The organism is Acinetobacter sp. (assembly GCF_050285345.1).
GTDB lineage: Bacteria > Pseudomonadota > Gammaproteobacteria > Pseudomonadales > Moraxellaceae > Acinetobacter.
Genome location: NZ_JBLZXR010000085.1, coordinates 1 through 15,785, shown reverse-complemented (window position 1 = coordinate 15,785; position 15,785 = coordinate 1). Strand labels below are relative to the sequence as shown.

Genomic DNA, 15,785 nt, shown 5'->3' with positions numbered 1-15,785 from the left:
TTATTTATTAATAAAGATGGGGCAAAGTCTCACATTGCATTTTGAATAAAGTGTTTTCGTGTCGGCGATGTCTTACTTTTCAGAGATGAAAAGTAACAAAAATCTTTTGTTCATCTGATGGTACGTCCATGTGCCACAGACGAACAGCGACATCTATGTCGCCCTCGTGTATCAAATCCTTGTTGTGATATATGCGCCAGCATTGTTTGGGTGCTTATCTTTCTTTAGTCAAGGAGAGATGAGAGGGCTTTAAAACTGAATAAAATATTGGAAAATATATATGAAAAAACCAGTTGAACTCATCATTTTTGACTGGGATGGCACTTTATTTGATTCGGTTGGACAAATTGTGGCGAGTCTGCAATTCGCTGCACAGCAGTTTGCCCAACCACTCACTGATGCCGATGCAAAAAGCATTATTGGATTGGGGTTGCCTGAAGTTGCACAGCGCCTATTTCCTCAAGTGCCTGAGCTGCACAGCGAGATTCTTAAGAGCTATGCCGACCATTATGTGGCGAACTCAACAGGAGATCGTTGGTTTGATGGTGTTGCTGAAATGCTGCACGAACTCAAAGACGCAGGCCTACAACTTGCGGTTGCAACAGGAAAAAGCCGTAAAGGTTTGGACCGCGTGTTGAATCAAACTCAGAGCCGCGAATTGTTTACAGTGACGCGTGCTGCCAGTGAAACCAAGTCCAAACCTGATCCGCTGATGTTGTCTGAAATTCTAGTAGAAACAGGGGTTACGGCTGAACAAGCGATTATGGTCGGTGATACTTCTTATGATTTGGAAATGGCATTGAATATCGCCATGCCGCGCGTCGGGGTCAGTTATGGGGTGCATAGCATTGAAACTTTAAATCGTTTTAATCCACTGCATATAGCCCCGAATGTTGAAAACTTAAGTAAGTTTTTGCTGAATCATGCGGCACTCCGTGAAGCGGTCTGATTATTGCTCAAAATATGTTATATATTAAAGGTGAGCAATGCTCGCCTTTTTATTTGCTTCTTGTTATATGCTGTTTCCACGGTGATGTTCTTATCTTTTAGTCGTATAAGCCAAGTAATTTAGTCGAGATTTGTAAATAAAGATCAAATCAATGTAAAAAAATATCTCGATCTAAATTGATTAAATAATTGATTTTAAATAATAAATATAAGTGTGTTTATAGCTAATAGCTATAGTCATAAATAAAATAAGTATTGGTATTCATTTTTCAAAATCTAGATGCTAAATGCATCTAAAGATAACGTGTGATGGCATGTGTCGGTCATCTTGGATGATTCGAATGCTGAGGTGCATGCCCATTTTGAGAAATGAATACGTTATGTGTCCAATTTTTGCAGTTTAAGGAAACATTGATGTCGAATTCTGCTGTTGTTGAATCAGTTGCGCAAGCGTTACGCGATGCGGAAATTAATCAAGTCGCAATTGCGCCGATCCGTCCACAATTAGGTGGCGAAAGTGCAGATGTTGATATTGCTTATGCAGTTCAAGAAGTAAATACCCAACGTGCGTTGTCTGAAGGTCGTCGACTTGTCGGTCGTAAAATTGGTTTAACTTCAAAAGTTGTACAAGCACAACTTGGTGTGGATCAACCTGACTTCGGTATGTTGTTTGCTGACATGGCATATGGTGATGGCGAAGAAATCCCAGCGGGTCTACTGATTCAACCGAAAGTTGAAGCTGAAATTGCGCTCGTCATCAATAAAGATTTAACCCAAGAAAAACACACTTATGCAGATATTATCAGTGCAACTGAATATGCACTGCCTGCGATTGAAGTGGTTGATAGCCGTATCGAAAACTGGAAAATTAGCTTGATTGATACAGTTGCAGATAACGCATCTTCAGCTGGTTTTGTATTGGGTTCTCAGCCTGTAAAACTTAAAAATCTTGACCTTGTAAATTGCAAAATGGTCATGACTCGTGGTGAAGAAGTGGTATCACAAGGTGTGGGTAAAGCCTGTCTTGCCAACCCGTTAAATGCAGCAGTATGGCTTGCGGACGAAATGGTTCGTCGTGGTCGTCCATTGCTTGCCGGGGATATCATCTTGACTGGTGCTTTAGGCCCAATGGTTGTGGCCAACCCAGGCGACGTATTCAATGTTGAAATTGAAGGCTTTGGCTCAGTGACTGCGGCATTTGCAGCAAAATAAGTTTGGGTTTCACGGAATTTTTAAGAGTACACATTCATGAAAAAGATTAAATGTGCATTGATCGGTCCAGGGAACATTGGTACTGACTTGCTTTATAAACTTCAACGTAGCGAATTTTTAGAACCTGTATGGATGGTGGGGATTGACCCAACTTCTGAAGGTTTGGCGCGTGCGGCAAAAATGGGCTTGAAAACCACTGCTGACGGTGTGGATGGCTTATTACCACATGTGATTGCAGATGATATCAAAATTGCATTCGATGCGACTTCGGCTTATGTCCATGCTGAAAACAGCCGTAAGTTGAATGAACTTGGCGTGTTAATGATTGACTTAACACCTGCTGCGATCGGTCCATTCTGTGTGCCACCCGTGAACCTCGAAGCGTTATTGGATGCAGGTGAAGTGCCGAACGTCAACATGGTGACATGTGGCGGTCAGGCTACCATTCCAATGGTTGCAGCAATTTCACGTGTTCAACCGGTTGAATATGGCGAGATCATTGCCACAGTTTCAACGAAATCTGTTGGTCCGGGTACACGTAAAAACATTGATGAATTTACTCGTACCACTGCCGGTGCGATTGAAAAAGTCGGTGGTGCAAAAGCGGGTAAAGCGATCATTATCATTAACCCGGCTGAGCCACCACTGATGATGCGTGATACGGTTCACTGCTTGGTTGAAGGTGAGCCAGATCAAGCAGCGATCACTGAATCTGTACATGCAATGATTGCTGAAGTTCAAAAATATGTACCAGGTTACAAACTGGTCAATGGTCCAGTATTTGATGGCAACCGTGTTTCTATGTTCTTGGAAGTGGAAGGTTTAGGGGATTATTTACCTAAATATGCCGGTAACCTCGACATTATGACTGCTGCTGCTGCACGTACTGCCGAAATGTTTGCAGAACGCGTCTTAAACCCTGTCGAAGCTTAAGGAATACCAAAATGTCTAAGATTATTATTAATGATATGACTTTACGTGATGGTATGCACCCGATGCGCCATCAAACGACACCTGAGCAAATGGTTGCCATTGCCACAGCTTTGGATGACGCAGGTGTGCCGCTGATTGAAGTGACCCACGGTGACGGCTTAGGTGGTAACTCTGTCAACTACGGTTTTGCCGCGGCGACAGATGAAGAATATTTAAAAGCGGTAATTCCGAACCTTAAACAAGCCAAAGTTTCAGCATTGCTGTTACCGGGTATTGGTACGGTTGATCATTTGCATATGGCACATGACGTTGGTGTAGCCACTATTCGTGTAGCCACTCATTCAACAGAAGCAGATGTGTCTGAACAGCACATTACCGCTGCGCGTAAACTGGGTATGGACACTGTGGGCTTCTTGATGATGGCGCACATGGCATCTCCAGAAAAACTACTGGAAGAAGCGCAAAAAATGGTGTCTTACGGTGCGAACTGTATTTATGTCACTGACTCCGCAGGTTATATGCTGCCACAAGACGTGACTGACCGCGTGGGTATTTTACGTGCCAACTTAGCTTCAGACATCGAAATCGGTTTCCATGGTCACCATAACCTAGGTATGGGTGTGGCAAACTCGATTGCAGCCGTTGATGCGGGTGCAAAACGTGTCGATTTAGCCTCTGCGGGTTTGGGTGCTGGTGCCGGTAATACACCACTTGAATTGTTTGTTGCGGTTGCCAACCGCATGCAAATCGAAACTGGTGTGGACTTGTTTAAAGTGCAAGATATTGCTGAAGAGCTGATTGTACCGATGATGCAGCAACCAATCCGTGCCGATCGTGATGCGGCAACTTTAGGTTATGCAGGCGTGTATTCTTCATTCCTCTTGTTCGCTAAACGTGCTGAAGCAAAATATGGCGTATCGGCGCGTGAAATTCTGCTTGAATTGGGCCGTCGCGGCACCGTTGGTGGTCAGGAAGATATGATTGAAGACTTGGCCTTGACCATGTCGAAAGCCAAAGAAGCAACGGCTTAATCTTTCCAAAAATTATCTTAAAAAAGCACTTCAAGCGAAGTGCTTTTTTTATTCCGTAAATTTAATTTAATATTTAAAAATGATGGCTTAATAGCTTTTAAATATAAAATTTTCTTTAAAAAATAAAGTGTTAACAAAAGAGTTAAACATAAAAGTGCTTAATGGAGACAATGTCAGGCAGACTTATCTCAGTAAAATAAAAAAAACTATAAAATACATAGGATTAAAATCATCTGACTGATTGTGCATTTAAAATGGCTTATTGTTGAAAAGTATTACAAAAAAATGAATTTTTCATCGGTAAAGAACAAGCCATCTTTGCGGGAAGAAAGTTTAATACTGTGGTCGGATTTTTTTAACAGATAGAGTTCTGCATGATGACCTCATAGCTTAATTTGATTACTGGGAAATAAGCCATGCGTCGTCAAAATTTATGGATAGCAATTCTTGCTGCGACAGCAACATTAGGAACATCTGCAACTTATGCGGACTTTGTTGACGACAGCCAAGTACAATTGAAATTTAAAAACTTTTATTTGGATCGTCAAATTGAAGATACTCCAAATAAAAATTGGGGTTCATGGTCGCAAGGCATTACGCTGGATGCGAAGTCAGGTTATCAGGATATTGGCGCGGGCATTCAAGTCGGCGCGGACCTGCTGGTACAGCATGCCTTTAAACTCAATGGCCGTGATACCAATGCAGACTTTATTTTGCCGCACGATGGTAAAGAATCAAAAGATAACTTTGGCAAAGTAGGTGTGACCTTAAAAGCCAAAGTGGCACAGACTGAATTAAAAGTCGGTGAAATTTTACCGGTATCGCCAGTTTTGGTATTTGATCCGTCGCGTCAGTTGCTGACTACTTACAGCGGTGCATGGCTGGAATCCAAAGATCTGAAAAATACCAAATTAACCTTGGCTTATATTGACGGTATTAATAATCGTTATGATAACCAGTTCCGTGATTTGACGATGTTCGCTCCAGCAAAAGGCGCAAGCTATTACGATAATGGCCCAGCATCTGACGGGATGTATATTGCGGGGATTGATCACCAATTTACGCCTGAAATTAGTGGTAGCTACTGGTATGCCGATGTACAGGATATCTACCAACAGCACTATATAGGTGCGAACTACAAAACTAAACTGGGTGAAAAAGCCAAGTTAGACAGTCATATTCGCTATTTTGATAACTCGGATTCGGGTGACAAGCTCTATGGTGAAATTGATAACCAAGCGTTGTCGGTGGGGGCGAAAGTCAATTATGGCTCACATACATTTGGTTTAGGTTATCAACAAATGTTTGGTGACAATGCCTTTCCAACTTTGGGCGGCTGGGTGCCACAGCCGTACCTTGTAAACTGGGGCGTAGCGACATTTACCAATCCAGATGAAAAATCATGGGGCTTTACTTATGGCTATGATTTCTCGGAGTTGGGTGCGAAAGGTTTAAATACGACTGCTGTTTACTTTACTGGTTCAGATGCAAAATATGCTGGAAAAACCAATCAAAATTCAGACGAGCTGAACTTGATTGTGAACTATACGGTTCCTGAAGGTAAGCTCAAAGGTTTAGGTTTCCAAGCGATGTATATCGATGCTAACTTCGATTACAAGTCTGATTTGGAAGAATACCGTGTAGCTACCACCTATACCTATAAGTTTTAACAAGCTTAGGGGCGAAAGAAAGGGAAGTTGTGATGCAACTTCCCTTTCTGGTCTAAGAGTATTAAAAAAACAAATACCATAATAATTTTAAGGTTATTTAGGAATTAAATCTAAATAAAAACAATGAGTTAATTTATAGTCATTTTGTTGTGTGTGATCGTAAATTTGTATCAGTTGAGGCCTGTCGAACAGGTAATATGAGAAGGTAAAACCATAAAATTCGAAAGAGTTCCCCCTTGGGTTTAAATCCGTTATGGATTGAAATTCAAGCTCAATGCAATACGAGGAGCATGTATGAGCACTGTTCAGATTCCTGACTATACAACTGATTCATTCTTTGGTTTAGAAGATAAATGGATTGAAACTGCTGAAGGCGAATTGACTCATTACCACGAAGTGGGTGAGGGTACACCAATTCTATTTTTACATGGTTCAGGTACAGGTGTATCTGCTGCTGCAAACTGGTGGTTGAACTTACCGCAAATTGGTGAACAAGCGCGTTGTATCGCCATCGACACCATCGGTTATGGTCAAACAGTGGTTGCACCAAACACTGCGTATGGTATCCGTGCTTGGGTAGATCATGCTGTGCGTACTTTAGATGCACTTGGTATTGAAAAAACGTGGTTAGTTGGTAACTCTTTAGGTGGTTGGTTGGCGTTCCAAATGGCGCTGGACTACCCTGAACGTGTGTTGGGTATTGTGTCGATGGGTACTGGTGGTGCAAAACAAACAGCAGCACTAAAAGCGCATGCGAACCCAGTTCTAACGGAAGAAGGCATCAAGAAAACTTTATCCATGTTTGTGGTCAATAAAGACTTGATCACAGATGAACTGGTTAAAGTCCGTTATGAAGCAGCGAAAAATGACTATGCGTCTGATCGTTTGATGGATGTTGTAGGCGCACGAGACCGTGACCGTTTCGAATTCCCACTCGACTTTGAAAAAATGAAAGACATTACTGTGCCAGTCTTATTGATTCATGGTGTGCAAGACGTGGTGATTCCAGTGTCACGTACATGGGACATTTTAAATACTGTGCCAAATGCGGATGCGCATATTTTCAGTCAATGTGGTCACTGGTCACAAGTTGAAAAATCAGCAGAATTCAACACCGTGATTAAAGACTACTTAACAGCACGTGGTGTTTAAGCCATTTTGTTGCTTGAGTTTTGAAATAAAAAAAGGATGACAATGGTCATCCTTTTTTTAGCTTTGTAAGAAGCTGGCGACAACATTAATAATGATGGCCAAGATCGAAGTGTTAAAGCCATAAGCCAGTAAAATGTGTATGGTATTTAATTCACGCATGCTACGCGAGGTAATAGAAACATCTGCTGTTTGTGCAGATGTGCCGATCACATAACTAAAATAAATAAAGTCGGGATAGGTGGGATATTCAGTTTTGGGAAAATCTAAACCGCCGTCCAAAGCGCGTTCAACCGCCAAATAAAAGTCATGCGCATAATGAATGGCGAAAATGGTATGCACGAAAAACCATGCCGAGATGATGGTAATGATGGAGAGAGCTAAATGGCTGGTGCGAATAATCGGATCTTTGGGCAGCTGATTGACTTCAATCACAATCGCAATAAAGCACATCACCAAGGTCAGTAAAACCAAGAATAAAATAAGCCATTTACTGGCATCTTGCTGCTGCGCGCGCTGCAAAATATGCCAATGATCTGCTTGCCACAGTTTGGTCATGGTGGTAAATAAATAACCTGAAATCGCCAAATTCCAACTCAGCAATAAGCAGCTCGACCAACGCCACGAGGTCAACATTTGCAGTAAAACGTAGATCAAAATGGTGATCATAAAGCTGACAAAGAAATATGGACGGCTTTGAAGCCCGGTTTTGAGGCGAAAAAATGGACTGACTTTCATCGTAGCTCTCGCATTATTCTTGTTGTATGGCAAAAAATTACGCTATTTAGCGTTGAATTGTCTAATTCAGTGCTGAAAATTTCATTAGACTTAAGTTGTAAATTGGTGGTTTTAAGTATGGTTTATAAATTCATAAACTAAAATTTATAAGTTATTTCCCATGAAGATCGATGAGCTGATAGATAAAATGTGTGAGCGGAAAAGTTAAATTGATCGATTTTTAGGCAAATCCGGGCTTAAAAAAGCACCATTATTCATTTTAAAAATAATGGTGCCAGATCTACATTTGAATGGTGCGCGAAAATTACTGCTGTTCGCGATTAATATTCAAATAGAAAACTTTGGTTAACAATTCTAAGAATTTATCGACCGCGACAGAGCTGGCGTTTTTACGGTAGCTGACATACAGGTCTAAATACGGTAATTCAATATCCAGTGGGCGAATCACGGTATTGTTCATGGTCAGCGGTGCAATATAGCCCGGCAAAATAGTGCAGCCTAAACCCATACCAATCGAGTTGATATTAAACAGAATATTATCTGCTTTTTGCACAATGTTAAATTGAATGCCATTGGTTGCAGCAAAGTTTAAAATCGCTTCGTGTAATGTACCGGATTGTTCTCGTGCAGGAATAATAAAATCTATACCATTCAATGCTTTAACAGGGATTCGTTCATATTTTGCCAGAGGGTGATCTTTGGGCAAAATAAAGATTAAAGGTTCACGTAGCACAAACTGGCTTTCAATCTCATCATTATGGAAATTATGGCGAGTAAAAGTGATATCCAGCTCACCTTTTTGCAATAATTTCATCTGTTCGAGGTTGTTTAAGCTGAGGAGTTCAATTTTGAGCTCAGGGCTTTGTACCCGTAGGTTAGGCAGGACATAAGGGAAAATTTTCATCTCTGCCACAGGGACGAAACCAATGCGTAACATCTGCTGTTTGGCTTGTGATACTTGACGTGCCATCGCGACAGCCTTGTCTGCTTGTGCGAGGGTTAAGCGGGCTTGTTCAAGGAATACGGCACCTTCTTCCGTTAACTCGACTTTACGTTTGGTCCGGTTAAGAAGTTTAACGCCCACATCTTCTTCAAGGTCTTTAATTTGTTGGCTTAAAGAGGGTTGGGCAGTATAAAGTTTTAACGCTGCTTTACTGAAGTTCAGTTCTTCAGCCACAGTAATAAAGTAGCGTAAGTGTCGTAATTCCATATGATCAACCCCTGGAGTAATCCAAAAAATGTCTTACTAAGTAGTAAGATTAGTATAATCTATAAACAACTATTACGTGTAGATTATTTTGCCATTCAGGAAATAAATGGTCTTGCGGTTTCTAGAAAAATTTTAATATAAAAAAAATCTACCGTAATTATTCATAAAATCTCTTAATTAAAACAAAATAAATATTTCCCGAAAATCGCTCTAAAATCCATCATCGTTGAAAAGTTGAGTCTATTACTTTGTGCCTTATGGTCACAGGAGAGCTTTTCATGAGTGGAAAAATTGATGTGCGCGAAATCGATGCTTTAGTCGATGCACAAAATGGACGTATCACACCGTCGATCTATACGGATCCAGACATTTACGAACTTGAATTGGAACGTGTGTTCGGTCGTACATGGTTATTCCTATGCCATGAAAGCCAAATTCCTAAGGCTGGCGATTTCTTCAATACCTATATGGGTGAAGATCCAATCATCGTTGCGCGTCAAAAAGATGGCTCAATCAAAGCATTCTTAAACCAATGCCGTCACCGTTCTATGCGTGTAAGTTTCGCTGACTGTGGTAATACCCGTGCTTTCACTTGCCCGTACCACGGTTGGTCATACGGTATTGATGGTTCACTTAAAGATATCCCGCTTGAAGATCGTGCATTCCCTCATGGTGCGTGCAAAGAGCAATGGGGTCTGGTTGAAGTGAACCGTGTTAAATCATACAAAGGCTTAGTATTCGCTTGTTGGGATGAAACCACGCCTGATCTTGAAGAATACATGGGCGATATCGCTTGGTACTTAGATGGTGTGCTTGACCGTCGTCCGGGTGGTACAGAAATTATTGGTGGTGTACACAAGTGGGAAATTGACTGTAACTGGAAATTTGCAGCTGAACAGTTTGCTTCTGACCAATACCACGCATTGTTCTCTCACGCTTCTGCGATCCAAGTTTTGGGCGCGAAACCTGATGACGAATCATCTAAGAAATTAGGTGCAGCACAAACAGCACGTCCAGTGTGGGAAACTGCAAAAGACGCAATCCAATACGGTTCACGTGGTCACGGTTCAGGTTTCTTCTTCACCGAAAAACCCGATGCAAACGTTTGGGTTGATGGTGAAGTTGCCAATTACTTCCGTGAAACTTATGAAGAAGTAAAAGAGCGTTTAGGCGAAGTTCGTGCTTTACGTCTTGCAGGTCACAACACCATGTTCCCAACTTTGTCTTGGTTGAACGGTACAGCAACACTTCGCGTATGGCACCCACGTGGTCCAAACAAAACTGAAGTGTGGGCATTCTGTATTGCAGACGCTGAAGCATCGCAAGAAGTGAAAGAAGCTTTTGAACGTTCTGCAACACGTGCATTCGGTCCTGCTGGTTTTCTTGAGCAAGATGACTCGGAAAACTGGATTGAAATTCAAAAAGTTTTACGTGGTTATAAAGCCCGTCAAAACAAATTGATTATGGAAATGGGTAAAGGTAACGAGAAAGTACGTGAAGATGGTATCCCTGGTATCACCAACTACATTTTCTCAGAAACAGCTGCACGTGGTATGTACCGTCGTTGGGCTGACCTATTGATTCATGAAAAATGGGAAGACGTTGAAGCTGCGGCTGACGAATATGAGAAGGAGCTTATGAAATGAGTCAAATTAGTTTAGAACTCCATCACCAAATTAGTCAGTTTCTTTATCGTGAAGCAAAATTGCTGGACGATTGGAAATTCCGCGAATGGTTAGATGTGTTAGGGGAAGATATTTCTTATACCTTACGCACCACACCAAACGCTCAAACACGTGACCGTCGTCGTTCGGTTGAGCCACCAACGACTTGGGTATTTAACGATACCAAAGATTTGCTGGAACGCCGTGTAGCTCGTTTAGAGACAGGTATGGCTTGGGCTGAAGAACCTCCTTCACGTACAACACATATGGTTTCAAATGTGATTGTTGAAGCGACTGAAGTTGCAGGTGAATACGACGTTTACGTGACCTACTTGTTGTACCGTACCCAGAAAGAAAAAGATGTCACCATCTACTGTGGTAAGCGTCACGACAAGATCCGCAAAGTCGATACTGAGCAAGGTTTCCAAATCTTCAACCGTAAGATTATCCTTGATCAGGTGACTTACAACTCACATAACCTGAGTGTGTTCTTCTAATGAATAAGATTTTTGTTTGCCAAGTCGATGATTTAGACGAAGGCGATGCATTGAAAGTAGATTGTGGCGTGAATGGTATTGAAGCGCTTGCGGTATTCAACAATGGCGGAGAATTTTTCGCCATGAACGACCGTTGTTCACACGGTAATGCTTCAATGTCTGAAGGTTACCTTGAAGATGACGGCACAGTGGAATGCCCACTTCATTCAGCACGTTTCTGTTTAAAAACTGGGCAAGCATTATGCTTACCAGCAACAGATCCAATCAAAACATTCCCAGTGATTGTTGAAGATGGTGCTTTATACGTAGAAATGGCAGGAGAGTAATCATGGGTTGGCTACAAGGCGAAGTTGCACTTATTACTGGCGGTGGTTCAGGCTTAGGCTGGGCACTGGTTGAACGTTTCCTAGAAGAGGGTGCACAAGTTGCAGTTCTTCAGCGTTCAAAAGAAAAAGTGGATGCCTTAAATGAACATTTCGGTGGCAAAGTGCTTGCGATCGAAGGGGATGTAGCCAGCTATGAAGACAACGTCCGTGCTGTTAATGCGACGGTGGAACGCTTTGGTAAGCTTGACTGTTTCGTCGGAAACGCTGGTATCTGGGATCATTATGCCGATATCGTCAATACTTCGGGTGAGCAGCTGGAAAAAGCCTTTGATGAAATCATGGGTATTAACACCAAGTCGCTGATCCTAGGTGCCAAAGCGGCACTCGATGCATTGATCGCTTCTGAAGGTTCCATCATATTTACTTTGTCTAATTCTGCACTGTATTCCGCAGGCGGAGGCCCTGTATATACTGCATCTAAGCATGCAGGGGTCGGCGTGATGAAAGAATTGGCCTATGAGCTTGCGCCTAAAGTACGAGTGAATGCGGTTGCACCGTCAGGTATGAATGTCAACATCAAAGGCGCTGCATCTTTAGGTCAGGAAAATCTGGGTCTATTAGATGCCCGTGATCCTGAAAAAATTGGACGTGGTATGCCGCTTGGCTTCTTGCCAGAACCTGAAGATATGACTGGTTCTTACGTACTCTTGGCTTCTCGTCAGAACAACCGTCCACTGACAGGCGTTTTAATTAATGCGGAATGTGGTCTAGGTATCCGTGGTTTACGTCAACCACGTGCTGGCTTCTTTGACGAGATCTAAATTCGCCAAAACGTAAAGAACTTACTCGGCAGCCATTTTGGCTGCCTTCCGTTTAGGAGTCACCCATGGCCGTTAAACTTATTTGTGCATCGCACAGCCCCTTAATGGAATTTGCTTCTCCGCAAGAGAAATATAAAGAGGAAAAAGTTCGTGAAACTTTTGCCAAACTTGCCAAAGAAGTTGCAGATTATAATCCAACCTTAATCATTACTTTTGGTCCAGACCATTTTAATGGTTTCTTCTATGACTTGATGCCGAGTTTCTGCGTGGGTATTCGTGCCAAAGCCGCAGGCGACTGGGATTATGGTAAAGACAATGACCACATCAACGTACCTGAAGAAACAGCTGTGAATTTAGTGCGCCGTGTGTTGGATGAAGGTGTCGATGTAGCGTACTCATACCGTATGCAAGCCGACCATGGCGTGACTCAACCATTACATTTCTTGTGTGGCGGTCAGCTTGATCGTTACCCAACGATTCCAATTTTTATCAATGGTGCAGCTGCACCGATGCCAACCACTAAGCGTACAGTGGCTTTGGGTCGTGCAGTGGGTCAGTTTATTCAATCATTGAACTTGGAAAATGAACGTGTATTGATCTTGGGTACAGGTGGTCTTTCTCATGATCCACCGACACCGCAAATGGGTTCAGTGCCACCAGAAGTGGAAGAATTCCTGATCTGTGGTCGTAACCCGACTGCAGAAGCGCGTAACACACGTCAGGGTAAAATCATTGCTGTCGGTCAAAAACTCGCTGCAGGTGATACGTCTGTGGCTGTGCCATTAAACCCAGAATGGGATCGTGCACTCCTCGAAACATTTGCCCAAGCTGATTTTGCTGCGATTGAAGCAATGACTGAAGCCGAAATTCGTGTCGAGGGCGGCCGTGGCGGTCAAGAAGTGCGTTCGTGGATGGCTGCCTTTGCTGCCTTGCATGAAGTCGGTGAATATGCAATGACAACACATTGCTACGAAGATATTAGTGAGTGGATTGCGGGCTTCGGCATCGTATCTGCAGAATTGAAATAAGGAACAAACCCATGAGCCAAAATGGTATCGAAACCATCGTTATTGTTGGAGCTGGTCAAGCTGGTGCTAGCGCCATTTTAGAACTCCGTGCGAACAAGTATGAAGGCAAAATCATTTTGGTGGGTGATGAAACACATCTTCCTTATGAACGTCCGCCTTTGTCTAAAGACGTGATTTTAAAGCCTGAAGAAACCAAGATCGAAATTCTGTCGGAAGAAAAACTGGCAGATTTAGGGGTTGAGCATATTCGTGGCAATGGCGTGGTGAAAATTAACGCAGACGCGAAAACCGTTGAACTGAAAAATGGCGAAATGGTTGCATTTGACAAATTGCTACTGGCAACTGGTGGCGCAGCGCGCCGTTTACCGAACTTCGATGCGCTAGGCAAACACGTGTATACCCTGCGCAACCTTGAAGATTCTCAAGCCTTAGTTCCGGTATTACAGCCGGGTCGTCGTTTGGTGTTGATTGGCGGTGGCGTGATCGGTCTTGAGCTTGCATCTTCGGCACGTGCTAAAGACTGCGAAGTGACGGTGATCGAAATGGGTCCTATGGTGATGGGCCGTTCATCTCCACGTGTATTAAGCGAATTCTTATTGGCGCAGCAACGCCTTGCGGGTGTTGATGTCCGTCTTTCTACCGCGATTACAGATTGCAAGCTAGATGGCGAAGAAGTCGTGATCACGCTGGAAGGTGGTGAAGAACTTCGTGCCGATGCGGTGATTTACGGTATTGGTATTGTGCCGAATATGCAGCTTGCTGCGGATGCTGGGCTAGCGGTGGACTGTGCCATTAAGGTCAACGAAGACTGCCAAACTTCACATCCTGACATCTATGCAGCAGGTGATGTAGCAACTCAGCTTCGTGACTGCGGCAACCATCGCCGTGTCGAAACGTGGGAAAATGCCAACTTACAAGCGGGCATCTTTGCGCGTCATGTGATGGGTGTTGAGCATCCAACCCCAAATCCAGCATGGTTCTGGACCGATCAGTTAAGCATCAACTATCAATTTGTCGGTGATATGGGCGCAGCGGAATGGATTGCGCGCGGTGAGATGAATGCTGAACAGCGTGCTGAATCATCATTTGTTTTATTTGGTGTGACTGATGGCGTCATCGTGGGCGGTATTACTGTGAATGCAGCCAAAGAGATGCGTCATTTGAAAAAATTGATTAGCAAGCATGCACCGTTTGAAGCAGATAAATATTTAGATTTAAGCCAAGATTTACGTAAACTTGTAAAATAAGCTGAATGCCTAAAAAGAGCAGACCTATGGTAACGTGGGTCTGCTTTTTTATGCATATGGTTTATTGTCATGACCACATTTTACTCGAAGCTTTAGAAAGTTTTCGCGTAGGTAGTTGTTACTTTTAAAAGATTAAAAGTAACAAAATTTTTTTGATTGTTTGAGGGTACGTCCATATACCCCAAACGACCAGGCGGCATCCATGCTGCCATCAGTATTGTTGATTGTGGATTTGAACATAAATTTGGTTCGATTCTTTTTAATACATTTTTATTGAGCAGTTTATGAACTCAAATTCATCTTCCATGATGGTCACGGCAAGTATCTATGCGCTTTTGGTGCTAATTTGGGCGGCCACGCCGCTGGCGATTGTGTGGAGTGTGGCGGAAGTGCATCCGATGTGGGTACTGATTATCCGTTACTTTGGTGCATCGATCATTGCGCTATTCCTCTTGAAACTTATGCATGATCCTTTGCCTTTTGATGCAGTATCGTTCAAAAGCTATGTGGCGGGCAGTTTAAATCTGATCGGTGCGCAGTTGTTTATTTATCTGGCTGCGAACTATCTGACTTCAGGCTTGATGGCGCTGATTTTTGGTTTTTCACCGCTGATTGCTGGTTTGATCGGTCATGTGATTTTAAAAACGAATAAACTGATCTGGTTGCAATGGCTGGGCATGGCGATTGCAGTGGGCGGCCTGACCTTTGTCTTTGCCGATTCCGCTGACAGCAAAGTCAATCCGATTGGCATCGTTCTGATGCTGATCAGTATGGTCTCCTATATCAGCTCTATTTTCTGGGTCAAGCAGATCAATGCACCGCTAAAACCGATGTCGCAAGCCACAGGGTCTCTAATTGTATCTGCACTGGGTTCGCTTTTGATTATTCCCTTCATTTGGCAACATTTTCCCACAGCAATACCAAGCGGTCGTGCAATGATAGGTTTTATCTTTACCATGATTCTGTCGTCGATTGTGGCGATGCTGTGCTATTTCTGGCTGATCAAACGTTTGGCTGCATCCACGGTGTCTTTAAGTAATGTAATGACTCCCGTGATTGCTTTGGTGCTGGGCGCGACCTTAAATCATGAACATATCAGTCCCAATGCCTTTATTGGTATTGTTGTAGTGATGTTGGGGATCGTGATGTATTTCTGGAAAGAATGGCGCAGCCAATATTTCAATCGGATTTAAATCAGTTGCAACAAACAATCAGTAAATAAGGAAGCATCGTCTCACTGCTGTCCCATAGTTTAATTTAAATAAAAAAACCTGAGCCCAAATCGTTAAAATATAAGTGCGAACCAACACT

The 15,785-nt window shown here is 42.9% G+C and carries 15 protein-coding genes; 13 read left to right on the top strand and 2 right to left on the bottom strand.

Going from position 1 to position 15,785, the window contains the following annotated elements; translation table 11 throughout:
• Nucleotides 1-280 precede the first annotated feature (280 nt).
• The 6 genes from ACN6OV_RS07565 to ACN6OV_RS07540 all read left to right on the top strand — a co-directional run bounded on the left by ACN6OV_RS07565 (nucleotide 281) and on the right by ACN6OV_RS07540 (nucleotide 6,946).
• Complete coding sequence (locus ACN6OV_RS07565; protein WP_427951508.1) at nucleotides 281-949, top strand: HAD-IA family hydrolase; 669 nt, start codon at nucleotides 281-283, stop codon at nucleotides 947-949.
• A 413-nt stretch (nucleotides 950-1,362) separates the two neighbouring features.
• The gene (gene mhpD / locus ACN6OV_RS07560) at nucleotides 1,363-2,160 is read left to right on the top strand and encodes a 2-keto-4-pentenoate hydratase (protein ID WP_427951505.1); all 798 of its coding nucleotides are present in this window, start codon (nucleotides 1,363-1,365) and stop codon (nucleotides 2,158-2,160) included.
• A gap of 36 nt (nucleotides 2,161-2,196) precedes the next feature.
• Nucleotides 2,197-3,093, top strand: a complete 897-nt coding sequence (locus ACN6OV_RS07555; protein WP_427951502.1) for an acetaldehyde dehydrogenase (acetylating) — start codon at nucleotides 2,197-2,199, stop codon at nucleotides 3,091-3,093.
• An 11-nt stretch (nucleotides 3,094-3,104) separates the two neighbouring features.
• Complete coding sequence (gene dmpG / locus ACN6OV_RS07550) at nucleotides 3,105-4,124, top strand: 4-hydroxy-2-oxovalerate aldolase (protein WP_427951499.1); 1,020 nt, start codon at nucleotides 3,105-3,107, stop codon at nucleotides 4,122-4,124.
• A 416-nt stretch (nucleotides 4,125-4,540) separates the two neighbouring features.
• A complete protein-coding gene (locus ACN6OV_RS07545) occupies nucleotides 4,541-5,794 on the top strand; it encodes an OprD family outer membrane porin (RefSeq protein WP_427951496.1) in 1,254 nt (417 codons plus the stop codon).
• A gap of 294 nt (nucleotides 5,795-6,088) precedes the next feature.
• Complete coding sequence (locus ACN6OV_RS07540) at nucleotides 6,089-6,946, top strand: alpha/beta fold hydrolase (RefSeq protein WP_427951494.1); 858 nt, start codon at nucleotides 6,089-6,091, stop codon at nucleotides 6,944-6,946.
• Between the two features lie 57 nt (nucleotides 6,947-7,003).
• Here the strand turns inward: ACN6OV_RS07540 and ACN6OV_RS07535 are convergent, their stop codons facing one another.
• Nucleotides 7,004-7,681, bottom strand: coding sequence for a DUF1345 domain-containing protein (locus ACN6OV_RS07535; RefSeq protein WP_427951491.1), 678 nt, complete (start codon nucleotides 7,679-7,681; stop codon nucleotides 7,004-7,006).
• A 304-nt stretch (nucleotides 7,682-7,985) separates the two neighbouring features.
• Nucleotides 7,986-8,891: a DNA-binding transcriptional regulator HcaR gene (hcaR, locus tag ACN6OV_RS07530; RefSeq protein ID WP_427951488.1), complete on the bottom strand. Its 906-nt coding sequence runs from the start codon at nucleotides 8,889-8,891 to the stop codon at nucleotides 7,986-7,988.
• 278 nt (nucleotides 8,892-9,169) lie between these two features.
• Here hcaR and hcaE point away from each other — a divergent pair, with 278 nt between their 5' ends.
• From hcaE to ACN6OV_RS07495, 7 genes are all read left to right on the top strand, one after another.
• Nucleotides 9,170-10,537 carry a 3-phenylpropionate/cinnamic acid dioxygenase subunit alpha gene (gene hcaE, locus ACN6OV_RS07525; RefSeq protein WP_427951485.1) on the top strand — a complete coding sequence of 456 codons (1,368 nt, stop codon included), beginning with the start codon at nucleotides 9,170-9,172 and terminating at the stop codon, nucleotides 10,535-10,537.
• Nucleotides 10,534-11,052: a 3-phenylpropionate/cinnamic acid dioxygenase subunit beta gene (gene hcaF, locus ACN6OV_RS07520; protein ID WP_427951482.1), complete on the top strand. Its 519-nt coding sequence runs from the start codon at nucleotides 10,534-10,536 to the stop codon at nucleotides 11,050-11,052. The genes hcaE and hcaF overlap by 4 nt, the downstream gene beginning before the upstream one ends.
• Nucleotides 11,052-11,378: a 3-phenylpropionate/cinnamic acid dioxygenase ferredoxin subunit gene (hcaC, locus tag ACN6OV_RS07515; RefSeq protein WP_078189742.1), complete on the top strand. Its 327-nt coding sequence runs from the start codon at nucleotides 11,052-11,054 to the stop codon at nucleotides 11,376-11,378. Before hcaF ends, hcaC begins: the two co-directional genes overlap by 1 nt.
• Nucleotides 11,379-11,380: 2 nt before the next feature.
• Nucleotides 11,381-12,199, top strand: coding sequence for a 3-phenylpropionate-dihydrodiol/cinnamic acid-dihydrodiol dehydrogenase (gene hcaB, locus ACN6OV_RS07510; protein ID WP_427951477.1), 819 nt, complete (start codon nucleotides 11,381-11,383; stop codon nucleotides 12,197-12,199).
• Nucleotides 12,200-12,264: 65 nt separating this feature from the next.
• Nucleotides 12,265-13,227: a 3-carboxyethylcatechol 2,3-dioxygenase gene (locus ACN6OV_RS07505; RefSeq protein ID WP_427951474.1), complete on the top strand. Its 963-nt coding sequence runs from the start codon at nucleotides 12,265-12,267 to the stop codon at nucleotides 13,225-13,227.
• 11 nt (nucleotides 13,228-13,238) lie between these two features.
• Entirely contained in the window at nucleotides 13,239-14,474 is a 1,236-nt protein-coding gene (gene hcaD, locus ACN6OV_RS07500; protein WP_427951471.1) for a 3-phenylpropionate/cinnamic acid dioxygenase ferredoxin--NAD(+) reductase subunit, read from the top strand.
• A gap of 284 nt (nucleotides 14,475-14,758) precedes the next feature.
• On the top strand, nucleotides 14,759-15,667 hold the full coding sequence (locus tag ACN6OV_RS07495; protein WP_427951468.1) for a DMT family transporter: 909 nt from the start codon (nucleotides 14,759-14,761) through the stop codon (nucleotides 15,665-15,667).
• Nucleotides 15,668-15,785 lie beyond the last annotated feature (118 nt).

Bases quoted from the DNA above. Each gene is read 5' to 3' on its own strand.
- ACN6OV_RS07565 (WP_427951508.1), top strand. From the start codon at position 281: ATGAAAAAACCAGTTGAACTCATCATTTTTGACTGGGATGGCACTTTA.
- mhpD (WP_427951505.1), top strand. From the start codon at position 1,363: ATGTCGAATTCTGCTGTTGTTGAATCAGTTGCGCAAGCGTTACGCGAT.
- ACN6OV_RS07555 (WP_427951502.1), top strand. From the start codon at position 2,197: ATGAAAAAGATTAAATGTGCATTGATCGGTCCAGGGAACATTGGTACT.
- dmpG (WP_427951499.1), top strand. From the start codon at position 3,105: ATGTCTAAGATTATTATTAATGATATGACTTTACGTGATGGTATGCAC.
- ACN6OV_RS07545 (WP_427951496.1), top strand. From the start codon at position 4,541: ATGCGTCGTCAAAATTTATGGATAGCAATTCTTGCTGCGACAGCAACA.
- ACN6OV_RS07540 (WP_427951494.1), top strand. From the start codon at position 6,089: ATGAGCACTGTTCAGATTCCTGACTATACAACTGATTCATTCTTTGGT.
- ACN6OV_RS07535 (WP_427951491.1), bottom strand. From the start codon at position 7,681: ATGAAAGTCAGTCCATTTTTTCGCCTCAAAACCGGGCTTCAAAGCCGT.
- hcaR (WP_427951488.1), bottom strand. From the start codon at position 8,891: ATGGAATTACGACACTTACGCTACTTTATTACTGTGGCTGAAGAACTG.
- hcaE (WP_427951485.1), top strand. From the start codon at position 9,170: ATGAGTGGAAAAATTGATGTGCGCGAAATCGATGCTTTAGTCGATGCA.
- hcaF (WP_427951482.1), top strand. From the start codon at position 10,534: ATGAGTCAAATTAGTTTAGAACTCCATCACCAAATTAGTCAGTTTCTT.
- hcaC (WP_078189742.1), top strand. From the start codon at position 11,052: ATGAATAAGATTTTTGTTTGCCAAGTCGATGATTTAGACGAAGGCGAT.
- hcaB (WP_427951477.1), top strand. From the start codon at position 11,381: ATGGGTTGGCTACAAGGCGAAGTTGCACTTATTACTGGCGGTGGTTCA.
- ACN6OV_RS07505 (WP_427951474.1), top strand. From the start codon at position 12,265: ATGGCCGTTAAACTTATTTGTGCATCGCACAGCCCCTTAATGGAATTT.
- hcaD (WP_427951471.1), top strand. From the start codon at position 13,239: ATGAGCCAAAATGGTATCGAAACCATCGTTATTGTTGGAGCTGGTCAA.
- ACN6OV_RS07495 (WP_427951468.1), top strand. From the start codon at position 14,759: ATGAACTCAAATTCATCTTCCATGATGGTCACGGCAAGTATCTATGCG.